This window comes from Enterobacter sp. FB, assembly GCF_000805795.1.
Taxonomy (GTDB): Bacteria; Pseudomonadota; Gammaproteobacteria; order Enterobacterales; family Enterobacteriaceae; genus Enterobacter; species Enterobacter roggenkampii.
In genome coordinates this window covers 251,071-271,955 of the sequence record NZ_JSZC01000006.1, presented here as the reverse complement: position 1 = coordinate 271,955, position 20,885 = coordinate 251,071, and the positions used below count along the sequence as shown (strand labels likewise).

Here is a 20,885-nt window from a genome sequence, read left to right as displayed (position 1 = left end):
AGTAAAAATTTCTTATGCGCTTTTTTGCTAATATTTTCTGCTTATTCGATAAGCCTGCGGGTGCAGTTTTTTCCAATCGTGGTAGTCTGGACGTCCAGACGTATAAAAACAGGGTTAGCGAACATGACAACGAAGCATCTTGATACCACGCTGGTACAGGCAGGACGCAGCAAAAAATATACTCAGGGATCGGTCAACAGCGTGATTCAACGCGCCTCATCGCTGGTGTTTGACACCGTTGAGGAGAAAAAAAACGCCACGCGCAACCGCGCAAAAGGCGGGCTGTTTTATGGCCGTCGCGGCACGCTAACCCACTTTTCTCTGCAGGAAGCGATGTGCGAGCTGGAAGGCGGCGCAGGCTGCGCGCTGTTCCCGTGCGGCGCGGCGGCGGTCGCCAACACCATTCTGGCGTTTGTGGAACAGGGCGACCATATCCTGATGACCAACACCGCCTATGAACCCAGCCAGGACTTCTGTACCAAAATCCTCAGCAAGCTCGGCGTGACGACCGGCTGGTTCGACCCGCTGATTGGTGAAGGTATTGCCGAACTTATTCAGCCAAACACGCGCATTGTGTTCCTGGAATCGCCGGGGTCACTCACCATGGAAGTTCACGACGTGCCGGCTATCGTCAAGGCCGTGCGCAGCAAAGCGCCAGAGGCGATCATTATGATCGACAACACCTGGGCGGCAGGCGTGCTGTTTAAAGCGCTGGAATTCGACATTGATATTTCCATCCAGGCGGCGACGAAATACCTGATTGGCCACTCTGACGGCATGATTGGTACTGCGGTTTCCAACGCGCGCTGCTGGGATCAACTGCGTGAAAACGCCTATCTGATGGGCCAGATGGTGGATGCCGACACGGCTTACATGACCAGCCGCGGAATTCGCACGCTGGGCGTTCGCCTGCGTCAGCACCACGAAAGCAGCCTGAAGGTGGCCGAATGGCTGGCGCAGCATCCGCAGGTTGAGCGCGTAAACCATCCGGCGCTGCCGGACAGTAAGGGGCATGAATTCTGGCAACGTGACTTTACGGGCAGCAGCGGTTTGTTCTCGTTTGTGCTGAAAAAACGGCTGAATAATGACGAGCTGGCAAGCTATCTGGATAATTTTAGCCTCTTCAGCATGGCCTACTCCTGGGGCGGTTTTGAATCCCTGATCCTGGCTAACCAGCCGGAGCAGATCGCGGCCCTGCGCCCCGGTGGTGAAGTGGACTTCAGCGGTACCCTAATACGACTGCATATCGGTTTAGAAAATGTTGACGATCTGATTGCGGATTTAGCAGCAGGGTTCGAGCGTATCGTGTAGAGTGCTGGCTGAAAATGTACTCTCTGGACGCTTTTGTGGACACCGCAAGCAGAAAAGTCTGCATGAGTTGCGCCCGGGATCAAACCCGACGGGCGAATTAGGGAGTACAATAGCGCTATATCTGCTGTTCCACAGGAAAGTCCATGGCTGTTATTCAAGATATTATCGCGGCGCTCTGGCAACATGATTTTGCCGCCCTGGCGGATCCTCACGTCATAGGCGTCGTCTATTTCGTGATGTTCGCAACGCTGTTTCTGGAAAATGGATTACTGCCAGCCTCGTTTTTACCCGGTGACAGTCTGCTTTTGCTTGCCGGGGCGTTGATCGGCAAAGGCGTCATGGACTTTACGCCCACGATGGTTATCCTCACTTCCGCAGCCAGCCTGGGCTGCTGGCTGAGCTATCTGCAGGGCCGCTGGCTCGGCAACACGCGCGTGGTCAAAAGCTGGCTGGCGCAGTTACCCCATAAATACCATCAGCGTGCAACCTGCATGTTTGACCGGCACGGCCTGCTTGCGCTGCTGGCCGGACGTTTTCTGGCGTTCGTTCGCACCCTTCTGCCGACGATGGCGGGCATTTCCGGTTTGTCGAACCGCCGATTCCAGTTCTTCAACTGGCTGAGCGCCCTGCTTTGGGTTGGCGTGGTGACGACATTCGGCTACGCGCTGAATATGATCCCCTTCGTGAAACACCACGAAGATCAGGTGATGACCTTCCTGATGGTGCTGCCGATGTTCCTGCTGGTGGCGGGTCTGGTGGGAACCATCGCGGTAGTGATTAAGAAGAAGTACTGCAGCGCATAATTCAACAAAGCCGGGTGGCGCTATCGCTTACCCGGCCTACGTTTTTCGTCAGGCTCCCTGCATCGTTCTTATACGTGACGCATCCTCTCCCGGCGTGACGCCGAAATAGCGCTTAAACTCCCGACTGAACTGCGACGCACTTTCATAGCCCACCCGCATCGCCGCCGCGCTGGCCTTCATGCCGTCGTGGATCATCAGCATCCGCGCCTTATGCAGCCGGTAGGTTTTGAGGTACTGCAGCGGCGAAGTGCTGGTCACCGATTTAAAGTTATGGTGAAACGCCGAGACGCTCATATTGGCTTCCGCCGCCAGCTGGTCGACGCTGAGGTTTTCGGTGTACTGGCTTTCGATACGCTTGAGCACGCGGCTTATCAGGCTGAAGTGGGTCTGTCGGCTCACCAGGGCAAGTAACGCGCCGCCGCCCGGGCCCAGCAGCACGTGGTACAGAATTTCTCGGATAATCTGCTTGCCCAGTATGCGCGCGTCCAGCGGCCTCTCCATGACGTCCAGCAGACGCTCAATGGCGCAAAGGATCTCTCCCGACAGCGTCGCCGAATTGATCCCGCTTGAGGCCATCGAAGGCTGGAAGAGTTCGTCTTCGCCAATCTCCATCAGCAGCTCCTGCAGCTGGAGGATGTCGACATTGACGCGGATCCCCGCCAGCGGAACCGCCTCTGTCGCGAAGGTTTCACATTCGAAGGGTAAAGGTACTGTCAGCAGCAGATATTCATTGGTGTCGTAGCGGAACACGCGCTCGTTGATATAGCCAATTTTATGGCCTGAAAAGAGAAAAACGATGCCCGGCTGGTACATGACCGGCGTGCGCGTTCCGGGCTGCGTGCCGTAGAGCAGGCGAATGTCCGGCAGCAGATCGCTGGCACGATTTTCATTATCTATCAATCTCTTAATCTGCGCAGTGAGCTGCTGGCAGATAGCCTCACGGTTCATCTTGCGTTACTCCGGGTGCGGTTTTCGACGTTGACAGTGTGCGTTGTTTTCCGCGCTTTCTCTAGCGCTCTGTAGAAATGGGCAAGACATCGGCAGGAATGTGCATTGAGGGCGTAGCCCCGGACGGCCACAATGAGCAGCATCAGGTCGCCCTCTGCGCACCACGGTTTTTCACCCACTAAAGGGAACGAGCAATGAACAACTTTAATCTTCACACCCCAACCCGCATTCTGTTTGGTAAAGACGCTATCGCTGACCTGCGCGCACAGATCCCTGCTGACGCCCGCGTGCTGATCACCTACGGTGGCGGCAGCGTGAAAAAAACCGGCGTGCTGGATCAGGTTTACAGCGCGCTGGACGGTCTGGACGTGCGTGAGTTTGGCGGCATAGAGCCAAACCCGTCCTACGAAACGCTGATGAACGCGGTGAAAATCGCCCGCGAAGAAAACATCACCTTCCTGCTGGCGGTCGGCGGCGGCTCCGTGCTGGACGGCACCAAATTCATCGCGGCGGCAGCGCACTATGCTGACGGCATCGATCCGTGGCACATTCTGGAAACCCGCGGGAGCGACATCAAAAGCGCCATCCCGATGGGCTCCGTGCTGACCCTCCCGGCCACCGGTTCTGAATCCAACAAGGGCGCGGTGATCTCCCGTAAAACCACCGGCGACAAGCAGGCCTTCATGAACGAACACGTTCAGCCCGTGTTCGCCATCCTGGACCCGGTTTACACCTACACCCTGCCTGCGCGTCAGGTCGCGAACGGCGTGGTCGATGCCTTTGTTCATACCGTCGAGCAGTACGTCACGTATCCGGTGAATGCCAAAATTCAGGATCGTTTTGCGGAAGGCATTTTGCTGACGCTGATTGAAGAAGGTCCGAAAGCGCTGAAAGAGCCGGAAAACTATGACGTTCGCGCCAACGTGATGTGGGCCGCCACCCAGGCGCTGAATGGCCTGATCGGTGCTGGCGTGCCGCAGGACTGGGCGACCCACATGCTGGGCCACGAGCTGACGGCGATGCACGGTCTGGATCATGCGCAGACGCTGGCCGTTGTGCTGCCTGCGCTGTGGAATGAAAAACGTGATACCAAACGCGCCAAACTGCTGCAGTACGCTGAGCGCGTGTGGAACATCACCGAGGGTTCTGACGATGCGCGTATTGATGCCGCCATCGAAGCGACCCGCAGCTTCTTTGAAGGTCTGGGCGTGCCAACGCGTCTGTCTGGCTACGGTCTGGACGGCAGCTCTATCCCTGCCCTGCTGGCGAAACTCGAAGAGCATGGCATGACCCATCTGGGCGAGCACGGCGACATTACCCTGGACGTCAGCCGCCGTATTTACGAGGCGGCACGCTAAGCGTTTTTGTCCCCCCGACTTTCGTTTTTTGACATTTCGTCCAGACTTAATGCACACCCCATCGCCGGAGTCTCCCTCCGGCGATGCGCACCTGAAGGAGGAAAAATGGCAAACCAAACCGTAATCAAGCTGCAGGACGGCAACGTGATGCCCCAGCTGGGGCTAGGTGTATGGAAAGCCGGTAACGACGAGGTCGTCTCCGCCATTCATAAAGCCCTGGAAGTCGGCTACCGGTCGATTGACACCGCCGCCGCGTACAAAAACGAGGACGGCGTGGGGACCGCACTGGCCAGCGCCGGTGTCCCCCGCGATGAGTTATTCATCACCACGAAACTGTGGAATGACGATCAAAAGCGTCCCCGCGAAGCCCTGCAGGAGAGTCTGGAGAAGCTCCAGCTCGATTTCGTCGACCTTTATCTCATGCACTGGCCGGTTCCGGCCATCGACCATTACGTTGATGCCTGGAAAGGGATGATTGAACTGCAAAAAGCGGGGCTGGTGAAAAGTATCGGCGTCTGTAACTTCCAGGTTCATCACCTGCAGCGGCTGATTGACGAGACGGGCGTCGCGCCTGTGATTAACCAGATCGAGCTGCACCCGCTGTTGCAGCAGCGCCAGCTTCACGCCTGGAACGCCACGCATAAGATTCAGACCGAATCCTGGAGCCCGCTGGCTCAGGGCGGTGAAGGGGTATTCGATCAGAAAATTATCCGCGACCTGGCGGATAAATACGGCAAAACCCCGGCGCAGATCGTCATTCGCTGGCATCTGGACAACGGCCTGGTGGTGATCCCGAAATCGGTCACGCCATCGCGCATCGCCGAGAATTTCGACGTCTGGGATTTCCGTCTGGACAAAGATGAGCTGGGGGAAATTGCGAAGCTGGATAAGGGCAAGCGGCTTGGGCCAGACCCGGATCAGTTTGGCGGATAGTCGCGTAAAAAAGCCGGGTGGCGGCTGCGCCTTACCCGGCCTACGCGCTGACCAGTAGGCCCGGTAAGCGCTAGCGCCACCGGGCTTTGTTACAGGTTTAACCGATCTTACGTTTTACGGTCTTCTTCGTTCCCGCTCCACCGTTCGAACGCTGATGCACAATCGGCGTGTGCTTGGTCAGCGCCGGGCGCGTATTGCGGTTCTGGCGACGCGCTTCGCGCATCTCCTCCAGCGTCGGGGCCGGTACCAGACAGTCGCGGCGCGAGCCGATCAGGTGCTTTTTGCCCATCTCTTCCAGCGCCTGGCGGATCAGCGGCCAGTTGGCCGGATCGTGGTAGCGCAGCAGCGCTTTGTGCAGACGACGCTGTTTATCCCCTTTCGGCACCACCACGTCTTCACTCTTATAGCCAATCTTACTCAGCGGGTTCTTGCCGGTGTAGTACATGGTCGTCGAGTTGGCGAGCGGTGACGGATAGAAGTTCTGCACCTGATCCAGACGGAAGCGGCGCTGCTTCAGCCACAGCGCCAGGTTCACCATGTCTTCATCACGCGTGCCCGGGTGGGCGGAGATGAAGTACGGGATCAGATACTGCTCTTTGCCCGCCTGCTTCGAGTAGGTGTCGAACAGCTGTTTAAAACGATCGTAGCTGCCCATGCCCGGCTTCATCATCTTCGACAGCGGGCCTTCTTCGGTGTGCTCCGGCGCAATCTTGAGATAGCCACCCACGTGGTGCGTCGCCAGCTCTTTGATGTAGCGCGGATCTTCCACGGCGATGTCATAACGCACCCCGGACGCGATGAGGATCTTCTTGATGCCTTTCAGATCGCGCGCGCGGCGGTAGAGGTTGATCGTCGGCTCGTGGTTGGTGTCCATGTGCTCACAAATGCTCGGATAGACGCAGGAGAGGCGACGACAGGTCTGTTCCGCGCGCGGTGATTTGCAGCGCAGCATATACATGTTGGCGGTTGGGCCGCCAAGATCGGAAATCACGCCGGTAAAGCCCGGCACGGAGTCGCGGATGGCTTCGATCTCATTGATGATCGAATCTTCAGAGCGGCTCTGAATAATGCGCCCTTCGTGCTCGGTAATGGAGCAGAAGGAACAGCCACCGAAGCAGCCGCGCATGATGTTGATCGAGAAGCGGATCATCTCATACGCCGGGATGCGGGCGTTGCCGTACGCCGGGTGCGGCACGCGCTTGTACGGCAGCGCAAAGACGCTGTCCATCTCTTCGGTGGAGAGCGGGATCGCCGGCGGGTTGATCCAGATAAAGCGCTCGCCGTGCTTCTGCATCAGCGCGCGGGCGCAGCCCGGGTTGGTTTCATGGTGCAGAATACGGGACGCGTGCGCGTAGAGCACCTTGTCGGCTTTCACCTTCTCGTAGGAGGGCAGCAGTACGTAGGTCTTTTCCCACGGCTTCGGGCGCGGCGGCTGCACGACGATCGCCTTCGCTTCCGCCTTCTTTGGCTCTACCGGTTTGTTATCGGCACACGGCAGATCGTCGCCGTACGGATGTGGGATCGGGTCGATTTTGCCCGGCATATCGATGATGCGGGAATCTACCCCGCGCCAGCCCGGCAGCGCCTCTTTCACCATGATCGCAGTATTGCGCACGTCGCGGATGCTGCTCACCGGCTCGCCCTGCGACAGGCGGTGCGCCACTTCCACCAGCGGACGCTCGCCGTTTCCGTAAATCAGCATGTCGGCCTTGGAATCCACCAGCACCGAGCGGCGCACGGTATCTGACCAGTAGTCGTAGTGTGCGGTACGGCGCAGGCTCGCCTCGATGCCGCCCAGGATCACCGGCACGTCTTTCCAGGCTTCTTTGCAGCGCTGGGTGTAGACGAGGGTTGCGCGGTCCGGACGTTTGCCCGCCACGTTATCCGGCGTGTAGGCGTCGTCATGGCGCAGCTTACGGTCGGCGGTATAGCGGTTGATCATCGAGTCCATGTTGCCCGCGGTCACGCCGAAGAACAGGTTCGGTTTACCCAGACGCATAAAGTCGTCTTTGCTGTTCCAGTCAGGCTGGGAGATGATCCCCACGCGGAAGCCCTGCGCCTCAAGCATGCGGCCACAGATGGCCATGCCGAAGCTCGGGTGGTCAACGTAGGCATCGCCCGTGACCAGAATGATGTCGCAGCTGTCCCAGCCCAGTTGGTCCATCTCTTCCCGGGACATCGGCAGGAACGGCGCCGGTCCAAAGCAGGCCGCCCAGTACTGGGGCCAGGAGAAGAGGTCACGATCCGGCTGGATCAGGGAAATTGCGCTCATAATGCTTCCGAAGAAAAAATAGACAAAAGGGCGGGGATTATACGCTGGATCATTGTGGGAAATGAAGGGGTATTTATTGCCCGGTGGCGCTACGCTTACCGGGCCTGAGGGGCTGTAGGTCGGGTAAGGCGAAGCCGCCACCCGACTCGTTTTACGGCGCCGGGTTGACCAGCATTTGTCCCACCGAACCCCTGTCCATCATCTCCAGCGTCTGGCTGTGGAACAGGAACGGGAAGTGCGGCCACGAAGGCTGGCCGTAGTAGACGAGCAGCTCAACCTGGCCGTCCACCCAGACGGTATCTTTCCAGCCGCGATCTTCCGGGAACGGCATCGCGCCGTTGACGTTGCGGATCAGGAACGACACCCCTTCAATATGGAACGACTGCGGCATATCTGAACGCACCGTCCAGCGCTCCCAGGTGCCCTGCTGCGCGGTGATATCAATGCGGTTGACGTCCCACAGCGCGCCGTTGATGCCCGGATCATCGCCCAGGCTGATATCACGGCTGCGCACCGGCGAGCCGCTCATGATCTCCTGCGGCAGCAGACGCATGGGCAGGCTATCGGTCACCAGCGGCAGCAGACCGGTTGGACGCAGGGTCAGCACCAGGGTCGAGACAAGTATACTCGACGGTTCAAAGAACCCGCGAATGCGGTCGACAATGCTGGCCGCTTCACCGCAGGTGACAGAGACTTCATCCCCGTTGGTCATATCAATGAGAATTTCGCGACGCTCACCCGGCGCGAGCGCCAGCTGTTTGACGGACACCGGCGCCGGTAAAAAGCCCTGATCGCCGGAGATCACGTGCAGCGGACGGCCATCGCTCATCTGCAGCTGATAGCGGCGCGAGTTAGACGCGTTGAGCAGGCGCAGGCGCACCCAGCCACGGGACACTTCGACATACGGGCTCTGCGCGCCGTTAACCAGCAGCGTATCGCCGACGAAGCCACCGCTGCCCGGCTCGCTGTATTCCGGCGTGCCGAAATTATCCAGACGTTTGTCCTGGATGATAATCGGGAAGTCATCCACGCCGTAGTGGTTCGGGATCGGCAGGGATTTGCTGACTTCATCTTCCACCAGCCACATGCCGGCCAGGCCGTTATAGACCTGCTGCGCCGTGCGGTTAGGCGTGTTGGCGTGATACCACAGGGTTGCCGCACTCTGGCGAATCGGCAGAACGGGCGCCCAGTCGGCACTGGGTGACATCATGCGCGCCGCGCCGCCAATCAGCGGGCCAGGCACCTGCAGGCCGCTGATGGTCATGGCGATATTTTCAGGGGTACGGTTACTGTAGATGAGCTTAACGTCATCGCCATTCCACACGCGTATGGTCGGCCCAAGGTAACGTCCGTTAATGCCCCAGACCGGCGCACGCGTCCCCTGGGTAAAGGACCAGTGGCTGCGCTGCAGCGTCAGGAAAAGCGGCTGACCGCGACGGGATTCAATGAGTGGCGGAATAGGCAGCGGCTGTTGCTGCCCGGCGGCGCTGGCTGTCAGCGGCATCGCACCCGCACAAAGGGCGATCCCCGAAGCCTGAATAAACTGACGCCGACTGAGTGACATATAAGCTCCATCTGAAACGACTAACAACGCGGGAATTCGTTTTCCCTTCAACGCCGGATTAAATCTTACCGGCGGCTTCTCTCTCTGCGACTTCTTTGTCGAGCAGCGCAATATGCTCAGCCATCAGATCACGGCAGTGCGCGGCCAGCTCGCGCACCTGATCTTTACCGTATTTGCTGGTATCGACGGGTGGCAGCATTTCGACAATCACCAGCCCGTTATTCAGGCGGTTAAGATTAATCTTATTCGAAGTATTGGAAACGCACACAGGAATAATTGGAACACCTGCCGCAATTGCGGCATGAAACGCACCGGTTTTAAACGGCAGCAGGCCGCGGCCGCGGCTACGCGTCCCTTCCGGGAACATCCAGATTGAAATTTTGCGCTTTTTAAAATGATTCACCACTTCCGCAATAGTGCTGTGCGCTTTTGCACGGTTATTACGGTCGATCAGCAGGTTACCGGTAAGCCAGTACAGCTGACCAAAAAACGGGATCCACAGCAGGCTTTTTTTGCCCACCGTCACGGTCGGTGGAAGCACGATATTAGAGGCCGTCACCATATCGTAGTTGTTCTGATGGTTGGCGATATAGATGGCGTTACCGAAATTCTCCGCCCCTTCCGGCAGACGTTTTTCAACTTTCAGACCAAACAGCGGCGCAAGGCGCCCGAACATATGGCCAAAGGTGGCGACATGCTTCGGATTACGCGGGCTGAACAGGCAATAAATAGAGCCGAAAATACAGACCAGAATGCAGTAGATAACGGTAAGAATAAGACGAACAATATATAGCATAGCGACCTCTGAAGCCCCAACAGCTGACAATTATACTTCACCTGTGGCCAGGTAAGGACTTTATTACGAGCGCGTATTGTTAATCGCAACGCACGAATTAACAACGATTTTACGGGAAATTTTATTGAAATTCCCCCTCCGGACAGAGGGGGATATCACGACATTACTCTTCGCTGTCACCCGCAGCGCTGCGTGCAGGAGAGTCAATCTCCACGCGATCGATACGCTGCAGACCGCGCATCAGCGAGCCGCGGCGACCGCGCTCACCCACCACCTTCTGCAGCTCTTCCGGACGAAGCTTGATTTTGCGCTTGCCGACGTGAATGGTCAGGGTGCTCTGCGGCGGCAGCAGGAAGAGGTGCGCCAGGCCATCTTCGCCTTTCGCGGCCTCCGCCGACGGGATGTTGATGATCTTGTTGCCCTTGCCTTTTGACAGCTCAGGCAGATCGCTGACCGGGAACATCAGCATGCGTCCGGCGGTGGTGATCGCCAGCAGCATGTCGCTTTCGTTCTCAATCACCAGCGGTGCCATCACGTGAGCGTTGTCCGGCAGGCTAATCAGCGCCTTACCGGCACGGTTGCGGGAAACCAGATCGTTGAAGGTACAGATAAAGCCGTAGCCCGCATCAGACGCCAGCAGCAGCTTCTGGTCATCGGCTTCCATCAGCATATGGTCAACCGTCGCGCCCGGCGGCAGCGTCAGCTTACCTGTAAGCGGCTCGCCCTGCCCACGCGCGGAAGGCAGCGTGATCGGGTCTATGGCGTAGCTGCGCCCAGTGGAGTCGATAAACGCCACCGGCTGGTTGCTCTTGCCTTTCACCGCCGCTTTAAAGCTGTCGCCCGCTTTGTAGCTGAGCCCCGGCGCGTCGATATCATGGCCTTTGGCGCTGCGCACCCAGCCGCTCTGCGACAGGACAATGGTCACCGGCTCGGACGGCTGCATGTCGTGCTCGTTCATCGCCTTCGCTTCTTCGCGCTCGTGCAGCTGAGAACGACGGTCGTCGCCAAACGCGTCGGCATCGGCCTGCAGCTCTTTCTTCAGCAGGGTGTTCATCTTGCGTTCGGACGCGAGGATCGCCTGCAGCTGATCGCGCTCTTTTTCCAGCTCGTTCTGCTCGCCGCGGATCTTCATCTCTTCCAGTTTGGCGAGATGGCGCAGCTTCAGCTCAAGGATCGCTTCGGCCTGGGTTTCGCTGATGCCAAAGCGCGACATCAGGGCGGGCTTCGGCTCGTCCTCGGTACGGATGATCTCAATCACCTCGTCGATATTGAGGAACGCCACCAGCAAACCTTCAAGGATATGCAGGCGCTTAAGCACTTTCTCGAGACGATGGTTCAGACGACGGCGTACCGTATCGCGGCGGAACGTCAGCCATTCGGTGAGGATCTCCAGCAGGTTTTTCACCGCCGGGCGTCCGTCGAGGCCGATCATGTTCAGGTTGATGCGGTAGCTTTTTTCCAGATCGGTGGTGGCAAACAGGTGGTTCATCACCTGCTCCATGTCCACGCGGTTGGAGCGCGGCACAATCACCAGACGGGTCGGGTTCTCGTGGTCCGATTCATCGCGCAGGTCATCCACCATCGGCAGCTTTTTATTGCGCATCTGGGAGGCGATCTGCTCCAGCACTTTGGCACCGGAAACCTGATGCGGCAGCGCGGTGATGACCACGGCGCCGTCTTCTTTATTCCACACCGCACGCATGCGTACGGAGCCGCGACCGTTCTGGTAGATTTTGCGGATTTCCGCGCGCGAGGTGATGATTTCGGCTTCGGTCGGGAAATCCGGACCCTGCACGATATCCAGCAGATCGTCGAGCGAGGTTTTCGGCTGCTCAATCAGGGTGATGGCGGCTTTCGCCACTTCACGCAGGTTGTGCGGCGGAATGTCCGTCGCCATACCGACCGCGATCCCGGTGGTGCCGTTCAGCAGGATGTTCGGCAGACGCGCGGGCAGCATCTTCGGCTCCTGCAGCGTGCCGTCGAAGTTCGGTACCCAGTCAACGGTCCCCTGCCCCAGCTCGCCCAGCAGCACTTCGGCATATTTAGAGAGGCGGGATTCGGTATAACGCATCGCCGCGAAGGATTTCGGATCGTCCGGCGCCCCCCAGTTCCCCTGACCATCCACCAGCGGGTAGCGGTAAGAGAACGGCTGCGCCATCAGCACCATTGCTTCATAACAGGCGATGTCGCCGTGCGGATGGTATTTACCCAGTACGTCACCGACGGTACGGGCGGATTTCTTGAACTTGGCGGTGGCATTCAGCCCCAGTTCGGACATCGCATACACGATGCGGCGCTGAACGGGCTTCAGGCCATCCCCGATAAACGGCAACGCCCTGTCCATGATGACGTACATGGAGTAGTTCAGGTAGGCGTTTTCCGTGAATTCATGTAGCGCGAGGCGCTCTGCCATATCGCTCATTACGTGTAATTCCTCAACTCAGAAACCGAAGGGTTTCAGGCAATATTGCCGCAGATACTACCCTATCTGACGAGTTGAGTCACAAAGAAAAAGGGCCGCTTATGCGGCCCTTTTCGGGTTATTTGTTCAGCTTAATGACCTGCTTCACGTCGATTTCAAAATCGTTCCACTCTTTATCGACCTTGCCCTGGATTTCCACTTTATCCTGCGGGGTGACGGTCACGCCGTTCCAGCGCTTGTGGTCAATTTCCACGTTCACCGTGCCGGTCTCATCGCGGAAGGTGTAGCGGTCATCGGACAGGCGCTGGGTGATGTTCCCGCGCAGCTTCACCCAGCTGTCGTCCTTCATCTCTTTCACCTTCACCGCGGTGGTGAGGTTGGCGTCGTTATCGACAAAACCGCCTGCCTGCGTCTGGGTCTGGCTTTGCGTGGCGGACGGGCCGTTAAATCCGCCCTGCGCGGCAAAAACGGGGGCAGTGGACATCATCATGATGGCGGCAATGGCAGCGAATTTTTTCATATTAACTCTCCCTTTAATCTGGTTTCGCAGTCCATTAAACAGGGTAATCCTTAACAACTTCTTAAGGGAAAAATTTATTTATTATTGCTGTACAGCAGGCGCTTACAGAGGGTTTACTGACGGCATCAAGGAGGGAATATGCGCATTTTACTGGTAGAAGACGACACGTTAATCGGCGACGGTATCAGGGCGGGTTTAAGCAAAATGGGCTTTAGCGTGGACTGGTTTACCGACGGTAAAACCGGTCAGACCGCGCTCGCGTCTGCGCCCTATGATGCCGTGGTGCTGGATCTGACGCTGCCGGAAATCGACGGTCTGGACATCCTGCGCGCGTGGCGCGAAAGCGGGCGCAGCGAGCCGGTATTGATCCTGACCGCGCGGGATGCGCTTAACCAGCGCGTGGAAGGGCTGCGTCTTGGCGCGGATGATTATCTCTGCAAGCCGTTCGCGCTGATTGAAGTGGGTGCCCGCCTCGAGGCGCTGGTTCGCCGCAGCCACGGCCAGACGCATAGCGAGCTACGCCACGGCAAGGTCACGCTCGATCCGACCCGTCTCGTCGCCACGCTGGACGGTGAACCGTTGACGCTGAAGCCGAAAGAGTTCGCGCTGCTGGAACTGCTGATGCGCAATGCAGGCCGCGTGCTCCCTCGCAAGACGATTGAGGAAAAACTGTATACCTGGGACGACGACGTCTCCAGCAACGCGGTAGAAGTCCACGTTCATCATCTGCGCCGCAAGCTTGGCAGCGAGTTTATCCGCACCGTGCACGGCATCGGCTACACCCTGGGTGACGCATGAAGCTGACGCAACGCCTGAGCCTGAAGCTGCGCCTGACGCTCCTCTTTTTAGCGCTCTCCCTGACGGCATGGTTTGCCGCCAGCCTGGTGGCCTGGCAGCAGACCACCCACAAGCTGGATAAGCTCTTTGACACGCAGCAGATGCTGTTTGCCAAACGGCTGCTGACGATGGATCTTGACGAGATCCGCGCCCCCGAGCGGATGCGCGAGATCCCAAAAAAAGTGAAGCATGGCCGTCTCGATGACGACGCGCTGGCTTTCGCCATTTACAGCGTCGACGGCAAAATGCTGCTGAACGACGGCGAGAACGGGCGCGATATTCCGTACCACTATCGCCGCGACGGGTTTGCTAACGGGCAGCTCCAGGACGACAACGACGAATGGCGTTTCCTGTGGCTGACCTCACCCGACGGGAAGTACCGCGTGGTGGTCGGTCAGGAGTGGGAGTACCGCCAGGATATGGCGCTGGACGTGGTCAGCTCGCAGCTCACGCCCTGGCTGGTGGCGCTGCCGGTGATGCTGCTCTTGCTGGTTCTCCTCCTGAGCCGGGAGCTGAGGCCGCTCAAAAAGCTGGCGCAGACCCTGCGCTCCCGCTCGCCGGATGCGACCGATGCGCTTGTGCTTCAGGGTGTGCCCACGGAAGTGCGCCCCCTGCTCGACGCGCTGAATCACCTCTTCGCACGTACCCAGGAGATGATGACCCGCGAGCGCCGCTTTACCTCCGATGCGGCTCACGAGCTGCGCAGCCCGCTGGCGGCCCTGAAGGTGCAAACTGACGTGGCGCAGCTCTCGCAGGACGATCCGCAGGCGCGGGAAAAAGCGCTGGCACAGCTGCATGCGGGAATCGACCGCGCTTCGCGGCTGGTGGATCAGCTCCTCACCCTGTCGCGTCTGGACTCGCTGGATAACCTTGACGATGTCGAACCGATCACGCTTGCCGATTTACTGCAGTCGGCGGTGCTGGATATCTGGCATCCGGCGCAGCAGGCAGGGATTGATATTCGCCTCATCAACCATGCCCCGCAGGTCAAACGTCAGGGGCAGCCCCTGCTGCTCAGCCTGCTGGTGCGCAACCTGCTGGACAATGCCATCCGCTACAGCCCACGCGGCAGCGTGGTGGACGTGACGCTGGACGCGCGTAGCTTTAGCGTGCGCGACAACGGTCTCGGCGTTGACCCCGAGGTGCTGGCGCGCATCGGCGAGCGTTTTTATCGTCCACCGGGCCAGAACGCCACGGGCAGCGGGCTGGGGCTTTCTATCGTCAGGCGCATTGCCGCGCTGCACGGGATGCGCGTCTCGCTAAGCAATGCGGCGGAAGGCGGCTTTGAGGTAAAGGTCAGCTGGTAGCGGATTATTGCATCTCCAGCAAAAGACTTTGCACATTTTGCTCATTTTTCCGCTCCGTCCTCGCGCGTAGAATACCCGGCATACTCTCATCGTCGAGGACAAAAAATGAGCAACATTCTGATTATTAACGGTGCAAAAGAATTTGCGCACTCTAAAGGCCAGCTGAATGACACCCTGACCGAGGTCGCGGACGGTTTCCTGCGCGACGCCGGGCATGATGTTAAGGTCGTGCGTGCAGACAGCCGCTACGACGTGAAGGCCGAAGTGCAGAACTTCCTGTGGGCTGACGTGGTGATCTGGCAGATGCCAGGCTGGTGGATGGGCGCGCCGTGGACCGTGAAAAAGTACATGGACGACGTGTTCACCGAAGGTCATGGCTCGCTGTATGCCAGCGATGGCCGCACCCGCTCTGACGCGTCCAAAAAATACGGTTCAGGCGGCCTGATTCAGGGCAAAAAATATATGCTGTCACTGACCTGGAACGCACCGCTGGAAGCCTTCACCGAGAAAGATCAGTTCTTCGAGGGCGTGGGCGTAGACGGCGCTTATCTGCCGTTCCACAAGGCGAATCAGTTCCTGGGCATGGATCCGCTGCCGACCTTTATCGTCAACGACGTGATTAAAATGCCTGATGTCCCGCGCTATATCGCAGAATATCGCAAGCATCTCGCGGAAATTTTTGCTTAACTGGTAGCCTGGAATTAAAGGAGTAGTAAACATGCTTACCGTTATCGCAGAAATCCGTACTCGTCCAGGTCAACATCACCGCCAGGCGGTGCTGGATCAGTTCGCGAAAATCATCCCGACCGTACTGAAAGAAGAAGGCTGCCACGGCTACGCGCCGATGGTGGATGCCGCCACTGATGCCAGCTTCCAGGCGACCGCGCCGGACTCGATCATCATGGTTGAGCAGTGGGAAACCGTCGCGCATCTTGAAGCGCATCTGCAGACCGCGCACATGAAAGCGTGGAGCGACGCGGTGAAGGGCGACGTGCTGGAAACCCACATCCGCATCCTGGAGCAAGGGGTTTAAGTTCGTGGAATTTGCCGGGTGACACTGCGTTTACCCGGCCTACAAAACCTGAACCGTAGGCCCGGTAAGCGCTAGCGCCACCGGGCTTTGTTGTTTTTAGCTGCTCTTCTTCCCCGGCTTTAACCCGCGATGGAGTTCGTTGATGCGCTTCATCGACTTGATGGCGCGCTGCGGTTCGGTGGCGGCGACGGACAAAATGATCATCTCCAGACAGAGCAGCACCGTGCCGTGGAGCGGGATTTTACCCTTTTCACCGCCGCGCGGAACGTGGATCACCACGCTCGCCTCCTTACTGAAACGCGAATCGAGGGCGTTGGTCAGCAGGATGGTGGGAATGCCCAGACGTTTTGCTTCACGCAGGGTGGTTTGCCCCTCCCGGTGCGCGGATTTCTGCGCCATCATCACCAGCACGTCACCGCGCTGAAGCGCAATCAGCTGCTCGGCAAGCCCTATCCCGGTACGGTTGAGCGGCGTGGCGGGTAACCCCATACGGCTGAACAGCCTGGCGGTGTACTCGGCCAGAATACCGGAGGCGCCAATGCCAAATATGGCGACCTGCCTTGCCTGCGCCAGCAGTGAGACCGCCTGCGCCATCGCGTAGCGGTTGTGGGGCTCGGATAACACCTCGCAGGTGTGCTGATGTCCCTCCAGCACGAAATCAATGCTCGCGTTGACGTCGCTGGCGAGCGTGTTCACCGTGGTGGACATCTTTTCGCTGGAGGTGACCACCGGGCCAAACCACTGCTCCAGCGTCTGCTTGAGATCGCGCAGCCCGGCGAACCCCAGCGCCTGTATGGCGCGGACCACCGTGGCATCCGAGGTTTTCACTACGGCGGCAATCTCCATGGCGGTCTGCTCCATCACCGCTTCGCGGTTGTCATGGATATAGCGTGCGACCTGCAGCAGACGCGGCGTCAGCTGATGCGCCCGCGCGCGAAAGCGGTCGCCATAGACATCCACGCGCCCCTTCTCTTTGCGGATCACCGTGAGGCCTCCGGCAGCGGACGCCCGGCAATCTGTGACTGCACCTGCGCGGCCATCAGCCCTAAAGACGCGAACGAATTCGAGATCGCCTCTTCACGCGAGATCAGCACGTAATGCCCGGTTCGGCAGGCAGTCAGGAACTGACACCAGCCCGGCATCACCGCCTCCATCGCTGCCAGCTCGTCCTGCGGTTTACCGCCCGTATCCCCGCGCCAGGTAGCAAAGACGAAATCGGCATCCAACTCCGGCAGGCGCTCGGCGCTGAAGTCGATGCGCCCCCCTTCCGGGATGGACTCAATCAGTGGCGGGAATTTGAATCCGGCGTCGCGCAGAACGCGGCCCAGCGAGTGGTAGCTGTGCATGGCGTTGATTTTCCCCTGATTGGCCTGAATCACCGATACGGTGATTTTGCGCGTGTCGATGGTCGCCTTCAGCGCCTTGATTTGCTCCTGATATCGCCGCTCCAGAACCTTGAGCCTTGCCTGCGTGCCCGTGAGCTGCGCCAGCTTGCGGTAGATTTCCGGCGCGCCGCCGTCGAGATGATCGATACTCACCGTCGGGGCAATTTTTTCCAGCTGTTCCACCGGGGTGTTGCGGGTCGGTTCGGTAACGATCAGGTCAGGTTTTGCGGCGGCGATGGCTTCGATGTCGATATCGGCCGTGCCGATAAATTTGATATCGGAATTATCGAAGTCGACGCCGGTTAACATGCCGCTGGAGCGCAGAAAGTGGCTGCCGTCCGGCCGCGTGCGGCCATGGCTCGCCACCGGCGGCACGCCAAGCTCAATCAGCGGAATGGTGATATCCAGATCGTGTAAGGAAACAATCCGCTTCGGATGAACCGGCACAACCACCTTGCGTCCCAAATCGTCGGTAAATACCTGCGTCGGCTCCGCCGCGCTCACCGCGAACCCCACCAGCAACAGCATCGAAAACAGTACGCGCATCATAGTCCCCTAAAATCTGTCCCGACGCTGCCAGAGCAGCAGCAGGAAAAACGGTCCGCCAATCAATGAAATCACAATTCCCGCCGGCAGCTGCAGCGGGAGGAATGCCAGACGGCCGACGTTATCCGCCAGCAGCACCAGCAGCGCCCCCAGCACGGCGCTTCCCGTCAGGAGCGCGGTTTGCCCGCCGCGCAGCAGCAGGCGCGCCATGTGCGGGGCAATCAGCCCCACGAAGCCAATGCTGCCCACGCAGGAGACGCAGGCCGCCGTCAGCACCACCGGAGCGAGAACCCGCAGCAGCGCCAGCCGGGTTGTGCGCACGCCAAGGCCCGTAGCGGCCTGATTGCCGAGCAACGCCACGTCCGCGGCCCGGGCGGTAAAGAGCAGCAGCGCAAACGCGGGGGCAGCCCAGAGCGCGGCCAGCCCTACCAGCGTCCAGTTTGCCGCGTGCAGGCTGCCCGCCAGCCACAGCATCGCCGTCTGCACGTCGCGCACGTCGGCGGTGGTCATAAAGACGCCCATTGCCGCGGCAAACGCCCACGACACGCCGATGCCGATCAAAATAAACCGCGGGCGCGAGATATCGCGCGCCAGAGCTATCACCAGCAGCGCGGTGAGCAGCCCGCCGGCCATGCCAACCAGCGGACGCCAGGCCAGGCTCAGCTCCGGGAACTGAAAAATCAGCAGCAGTACCGCCGCGCTACAGCCCTCCTTCACGCCGATAAGCCCCGGGTCAGCCAGTCCGTTGCGGGTGATGGACTGCATCGCCGCCCCCGCCATGCCGAGCATCGCGCCGCACAGCACTGCCATCAGCAGGCGCGGCAGGCGGATATCCATCACGACGTAGCGCGTCTCCGCCGTCAGACTTTCAGGCGAAAACAGCGCCCGCCCGATGGCAGAGGCGGGGATGGGCAGAGAACCGTGCGTCAGGCCAAAGCCCAGCAGGCCTAGCGCCATCAGCGCGAAAAGCGACAGGCACGCCAGCGCCTTCGGGCGAACCAGCGCCGACAGGCGACCAACACGGATCGCGCGGAGTCCGGCCCGGTTCATTTGAACATCCTCGAGGCCATAAGGATGAACGCGGGCGCGCCGACAAGGGCCGTCATGATGCCGGTTGCCAGCTCCCAGGGGGTAAACAGCGTGCGGGCAGCGATATCCGCCAGCAGCAACACCAGCGCACCGCAGAGGGCCGACAGCGGCACCATCGCGCGTAAATCGACCGACACCAGACGGCGAATGAGCTGCGGTACTACAAGGCCGATAAAGCCAATCGGTCCGGAGATGGAGACGGCCGCGCCGCAGAGCAATGCAATGGCCAGCAGGGCAAGGAGGCGGGTTTTCAGCAGCGACACGCCAAGCCCCTGCGCCATTCTGTCGCCCAGCGCCAGCATGTTGAGCGAGGGCGACAGCCCGATAGCAAGAACAAAACCAGCGGCTGCAGCCCACAGGGCGCTCTGGAGCATCTGCGCGTTGATCCCGGCGATATCACCCGCCAGCCAGGTGCGCAGAGAGAGCAGCGTCTGTTCATCCAAGATTAACACCGCGGCGGTAATCGACGAGGCAAACGCCGACATCGCCACGCCGCACAGGGTGACCTTCATCGGCGTGAGCCCGGTACGACCGGTCGAGGAGAACATCAGCACCAGCAGAAACAGCGCGGCGGCACCAGCGGCGGCAATCAGCGGGCGACCAAACGTCAGCGAAAGCCCAAGCGCGCTGGCGATCACCACCGCCAGCGCTGCCCCGGCGTTGAGTCCCAGAATATGCGGCTCGCCGAGCGGGTTGCGGATCACGGACTGCAGCAGCACGCCCGCCACGCCGAGCGCGGCGCCTGTCACCATTGCGGCGCAGAGGCGCAGCAGCCGTAGTCTGATGATGATGTTATGGTCGAAATTGCGCGGGTCGAAGTGAAAGAATGCCTCCACTACCGTTTGCGGGGCGATAAAGCGTGCACCGATCCCCAGATGAGCAATCGCCCCCATTGCCAACAGCAGGGTGAAAATCAGGAAAGCCAGAGAGATGCGCATCATGGCTTCTGAATGCTCTGGCGAAACGGCATAAAGAACGGTTTGCCGGTCAAGGGGTTGATGGACATATGCACGTCCATATCAAACACCGCTTTGATCAGATCCGGCGTGCAGGCGTCGCCTTCATGTAACACCCCCTCGACTTTTCCCTGGCGTAAAAAGACCAGGGAATCACCGTAGTTCACGGCAAAGTTGAGATCGTGCAGCACCACCACGACGGTACGCCCGTGCTGGCGGGTCAGGGCGTGCAGCAGTTCCAGGATCTCCACCTGGTAGCGAAGATCGAGGAACGTGGTGGGTTCATCCAGCAGGATATACGGCGTTTGCTGCGCCAGCGCCATGGCGATCCAGCAGCGCTGACGCTGGCCGCCGGATAAGCTTTCCACCGGCATATGGGCAAACGCTGCCGTGCCGGTCAGGCGCAGGGCCTCTTCCACCGCCAGTTCGTCCTCGTCGCTCCACTGGCGCATAACGTTTTGCCAGGGAAAGCGGCCGCGCGAGACCAGCTCAAAAACGGTTAACCCTTCCGGGAGCAGCGGGGACTGCGGGAGAATACCAAGCTGGCGGGCGACGGCTTTGGTCGGCTGCTCGTGGATCGCCTTGCCGTCGAGAACCGCCGCGCCGCCAAGCGGCTGGAGCAGCCGCGCAATGGTGCTCAACAGCGTGGATTTCCCGCAGCCGTTTGCGCCCACCAGAACGGTTATTTTCTGCTGGGGGATCGCAAGGGAGATATCATCAACGATGATTTTTTTCTGATAGCCCGCAGAGAGGTTCTCCAGAACCAGTCCCGGTTGTTTTGTGTTGTGAGCCACGTGAACGCCAA

19 protein-coding genes are annotated in these 20,885 nt (G+C 59.4%); 8 read left to right on the top strand and 11 right to left on the bottom strand.

Annotation, left to right across the window (positions count from 1 at the left end; all coding sequences use genetic code 11):
- Nucleotides 1-123 precede the first annotated feature (123 nt).
- Complete coding sequence (gene metC, locus PI91_RS03720; RefSeq protein WP_039024633.1) at nt 124-1,311, top strand: cystathionine beta-lyase; 1,188 nt, start codon at nt 124-126, stop codon at nt 1,309-1,311.
- 143 nt (nt 1,312-1,454) lie between these two features.
- Nucleotides 1,455-2,114, top strand: coding sequence for a DedA family general envelope maintenance protein YghB (gene yghB, locus PI91_RS03715; protein ID WP_008499812.1), 660 nt, complete (start codon nt 1,455-1,457; stop codon nt 2,112-2,114).
- Between the two features lie 48 nt (nt 2,115-2,162).
- Here yghB and PI91_RS03710 read toward each other — a convergent pair whose 3' ends face one another.
- Entirely contained in the window at nt 2,163-3,062 is a 900-nt protein-coding gene (locus PI91_RS03710) for an AraC family transcriptional regulator (RefSeq protein ID WP_039265462.1), read from the bottom strand.
- 194 nt (nt 3,063-3,256) lie between these two features.
- Between PI91_RS03710 and yqhD the strand changes: the two genes are divergently transcribed.
- Nucleotides 3,257-4,420 (top strand): alcohol dehydrogenase, encoded by a 1,164-nt coding sequence (gene yqhD, locus PI91_RS03705; RefSeq protein WP_008502995.1) that lies wholly within the window; start codon nt 3,257-3,259, stop codon nt 4,418-4,420.
- 105 nt (nt 4,421-4,525) lie between these two features.
- Entirely contained in the window at nt 4,526-5,353 is an 828-nt protein-coding gene (dkgA, locus tag PI91_RS03700) for a 2,5-didehydrogluconate reductase DkgA (RefSeq protein WP_008502994.1), read from the top strand.
- Between the two features lie 97 nt (nt 5,354-5,450).
- Here dkgA and PI91_RS03695 read toward each other — a convergent pair whose 3' ends face one another.
- The 5 genes from PI91_RS03695 to PI91_RS03675 all read right to left on the bottom strand — a co-directional run bounded on the left by PI91_RS03695 (nt 5,451) and on the right by PI91_RS03675 (nt 12,927).
- Complete coding sequence (locus PI91_RS03695) at nt 5,451-7,625, bottom strand: YgiQ family radical SAM protein (RefSeq protein ID WP_023344923.1); 2,175 nt, start codon at nt 7,623-7,625, stop codon at nt 5,451-5,453.
- A gap of 151 nt (nt 7,626-7,776) precedes the next feature.
- On the bottom strand, nt 7,777-9,189 hold the full coding sequence (gene ftsP, locus PI91_RS03690) for a cell division protein FtsP (RefSeq protein WP_039265461.1): 1,413 nt from the start codon (nt 9,187-9,189) through the stop codon (nt 7,777-7,779).
- A gap of 58 nt (nt 9,190-9,247) precedes the next feature.
- Nucleotides 9,248-9,985 carry a 1-acylglycerol-3-phosphate O-acyltransferase gene (plsC, locus tag PI91_RS03685; RefSeq protein ID WP_024906505.1) on the bottom strand — a complete coding sequence of 246 codons (738 nt, stop codon included), beginning with the start codon at nt 9,983-9,985 and terminating at the stop codon, nt 9,248-9,250.
- Nucleotides 9,986-10,148: 163 nt separating this feature from the next.
- The gene (parC, locus tag PI91_RS03680; RefSeq protein ID WP_039265460.1) at nt 10,149-12,407 is read right to left on the bottom strand and encodes a DNA topoisomerase IV subunit A; all 2,259 of its coding nucleotides are present in this window, start codon (nt 12,405-12,407) and stop codon (nt 10,149-10,151) included.
- A gap of 118 nt (nt 12,408-12,525) precedes the next feature.
- On the bottom strand, nt 12,526-12,927 hold the full coding sequence (locus PI91_RS03675) for a YgiW/YdeI family stress tolerance OB fold protein (protein ID WP_039265459.1): 402 nt from the start codon (nt 12,925-12,927) through the stop codon (nt 12,526-12,528).
- A gap of 138 nt (nt 12,928-13,065) precedes the next feature.
- On the opposite strand from PI91_RS03675, the gene qseB reads away from it, so the two are divergent.
- From qseB to PI91_RS03655, 4 genes are all read left to right on the top strand, one after another.
- Entirely contained in the window at nt 13,066-13,725 is a 660-nt protein-coding gene (gene qseB / locus PI91_RS03670; RefSeq protein WP_039265458.1) for a quorum sensing response regulator transcription factor QseB, read from the top strand.
- On the top strand, nt 13,722-15,071 hold the full coding sequence (gene qseC / locus PI91_RS03665; RefSeq protein ID WP_039265457.1) for a quorum sensing histidine kinase QseC: 1,350 nt from the start codon (nt 13,722-13,724) through the stop codon (nt 15,069-15,071). Before qseB ends, qseC begins: the two co-directional genes overlap by 4 nt.
- A gap of 105 nt (nt 15,072-15,176) precedes the next feature.
- On the top strand, nt 15,177-15,758 hold the full coding sequence (locus PI91_RS03660) for an NAD(P)H-dependent oxidoreductase (protein WP_039265456.1): 582 nt from the start codon (nt 15,177-15,179) through the stop codon (nt 15,756-15,758).
- A gap of 31 nt (nt 15,759-15,789) precedes the next feature.
- Nucleotides 15,790-16,104, top strand: coding sequence for a putative quinol monooxygenase (locus tag PI91_RS03655; RefSeq protein ID WP_008502984.1), 315 nt, complete (start codon nt 15,790-15,792; stop codon nt 16,102-16,104).
- A gap of 96 nt (nt 16,105-16,200) precedes the next feature.
- Here the strand turns inward: PI91_RS03655 and PI91_RS03650 are convergent, their stop codons facing one another.
- Genes PI91_RS03650 through PI91_RS03630 form a run of 5 tightly spaced genes read right to left on the bottom strand, consistent with a single transcriptional unit; the run spans nt 16,201 to nt 20,874 of the window.
- Complete coding sequence (locus PI91_RS03650) at nt 16,201-17,088, bottom strand: MurR/RpiR family transcriptional regulator (protein WP_021242303.1); 888 nt, start codon at nt 17,086-17,088, stop codon at nt 16,201-16,203.
- The gene (locus tag PI91_RS03645) at nt 17,085-18,035 is read right to left on the bottom strand and encodes an iron-siderophore ABC transporter substrate-binding protein (protein ID WP_039265597.1); all 951 of its coding nucleotides are present in this window, start codon (nt 18,033-18,035) and stop codon (nt 17,085-17,087) included. The genes PI91_RS03650 and PI91_RS03645 overlap by 4 nt, the downstream gene beginning before the upstream one ends.
- A gap of 9 nt (nt 18,036-18,044) precedes the next feature.
- A complete protein-coding gene (locus PI91_RS03640) occupies nt 18,045-19,085 on the bottom strand; it encodes an iron ABC transporter permease (protein WP_039265455.1) in 1,041 nt (346 codons plus the stop codon).
- A complete protein-coding gene (locus tag PI91_RS03635) occupies nt 19,082-20,065 on the bottom strand; it encodes an iron ABC transporter permease (RefSeq protein ID WP_039265454.1) in 984 nt (327 codons plus the stop codon). The genes PI91_RS03640 and PI91_RS03635 overlap by 4 nt, the downstream gene beginning before the upstream one ends.
- A complete protein-coding gene (locus tag PI91_RS03630) occupies nt 20,062-20,874 on the bottom strand; it encodes an ABC transporter ATP-binding protein (protein WP_039265453.1) in 813 nt (270 codons plus the stop codon). Before PI91_RS03630 ends, PI91_RS03635 begins: the two co-directional genes overlap by 4 nt.
- Nucleotides 20,875-20,885: the final 11 nt, after the last annotated feature.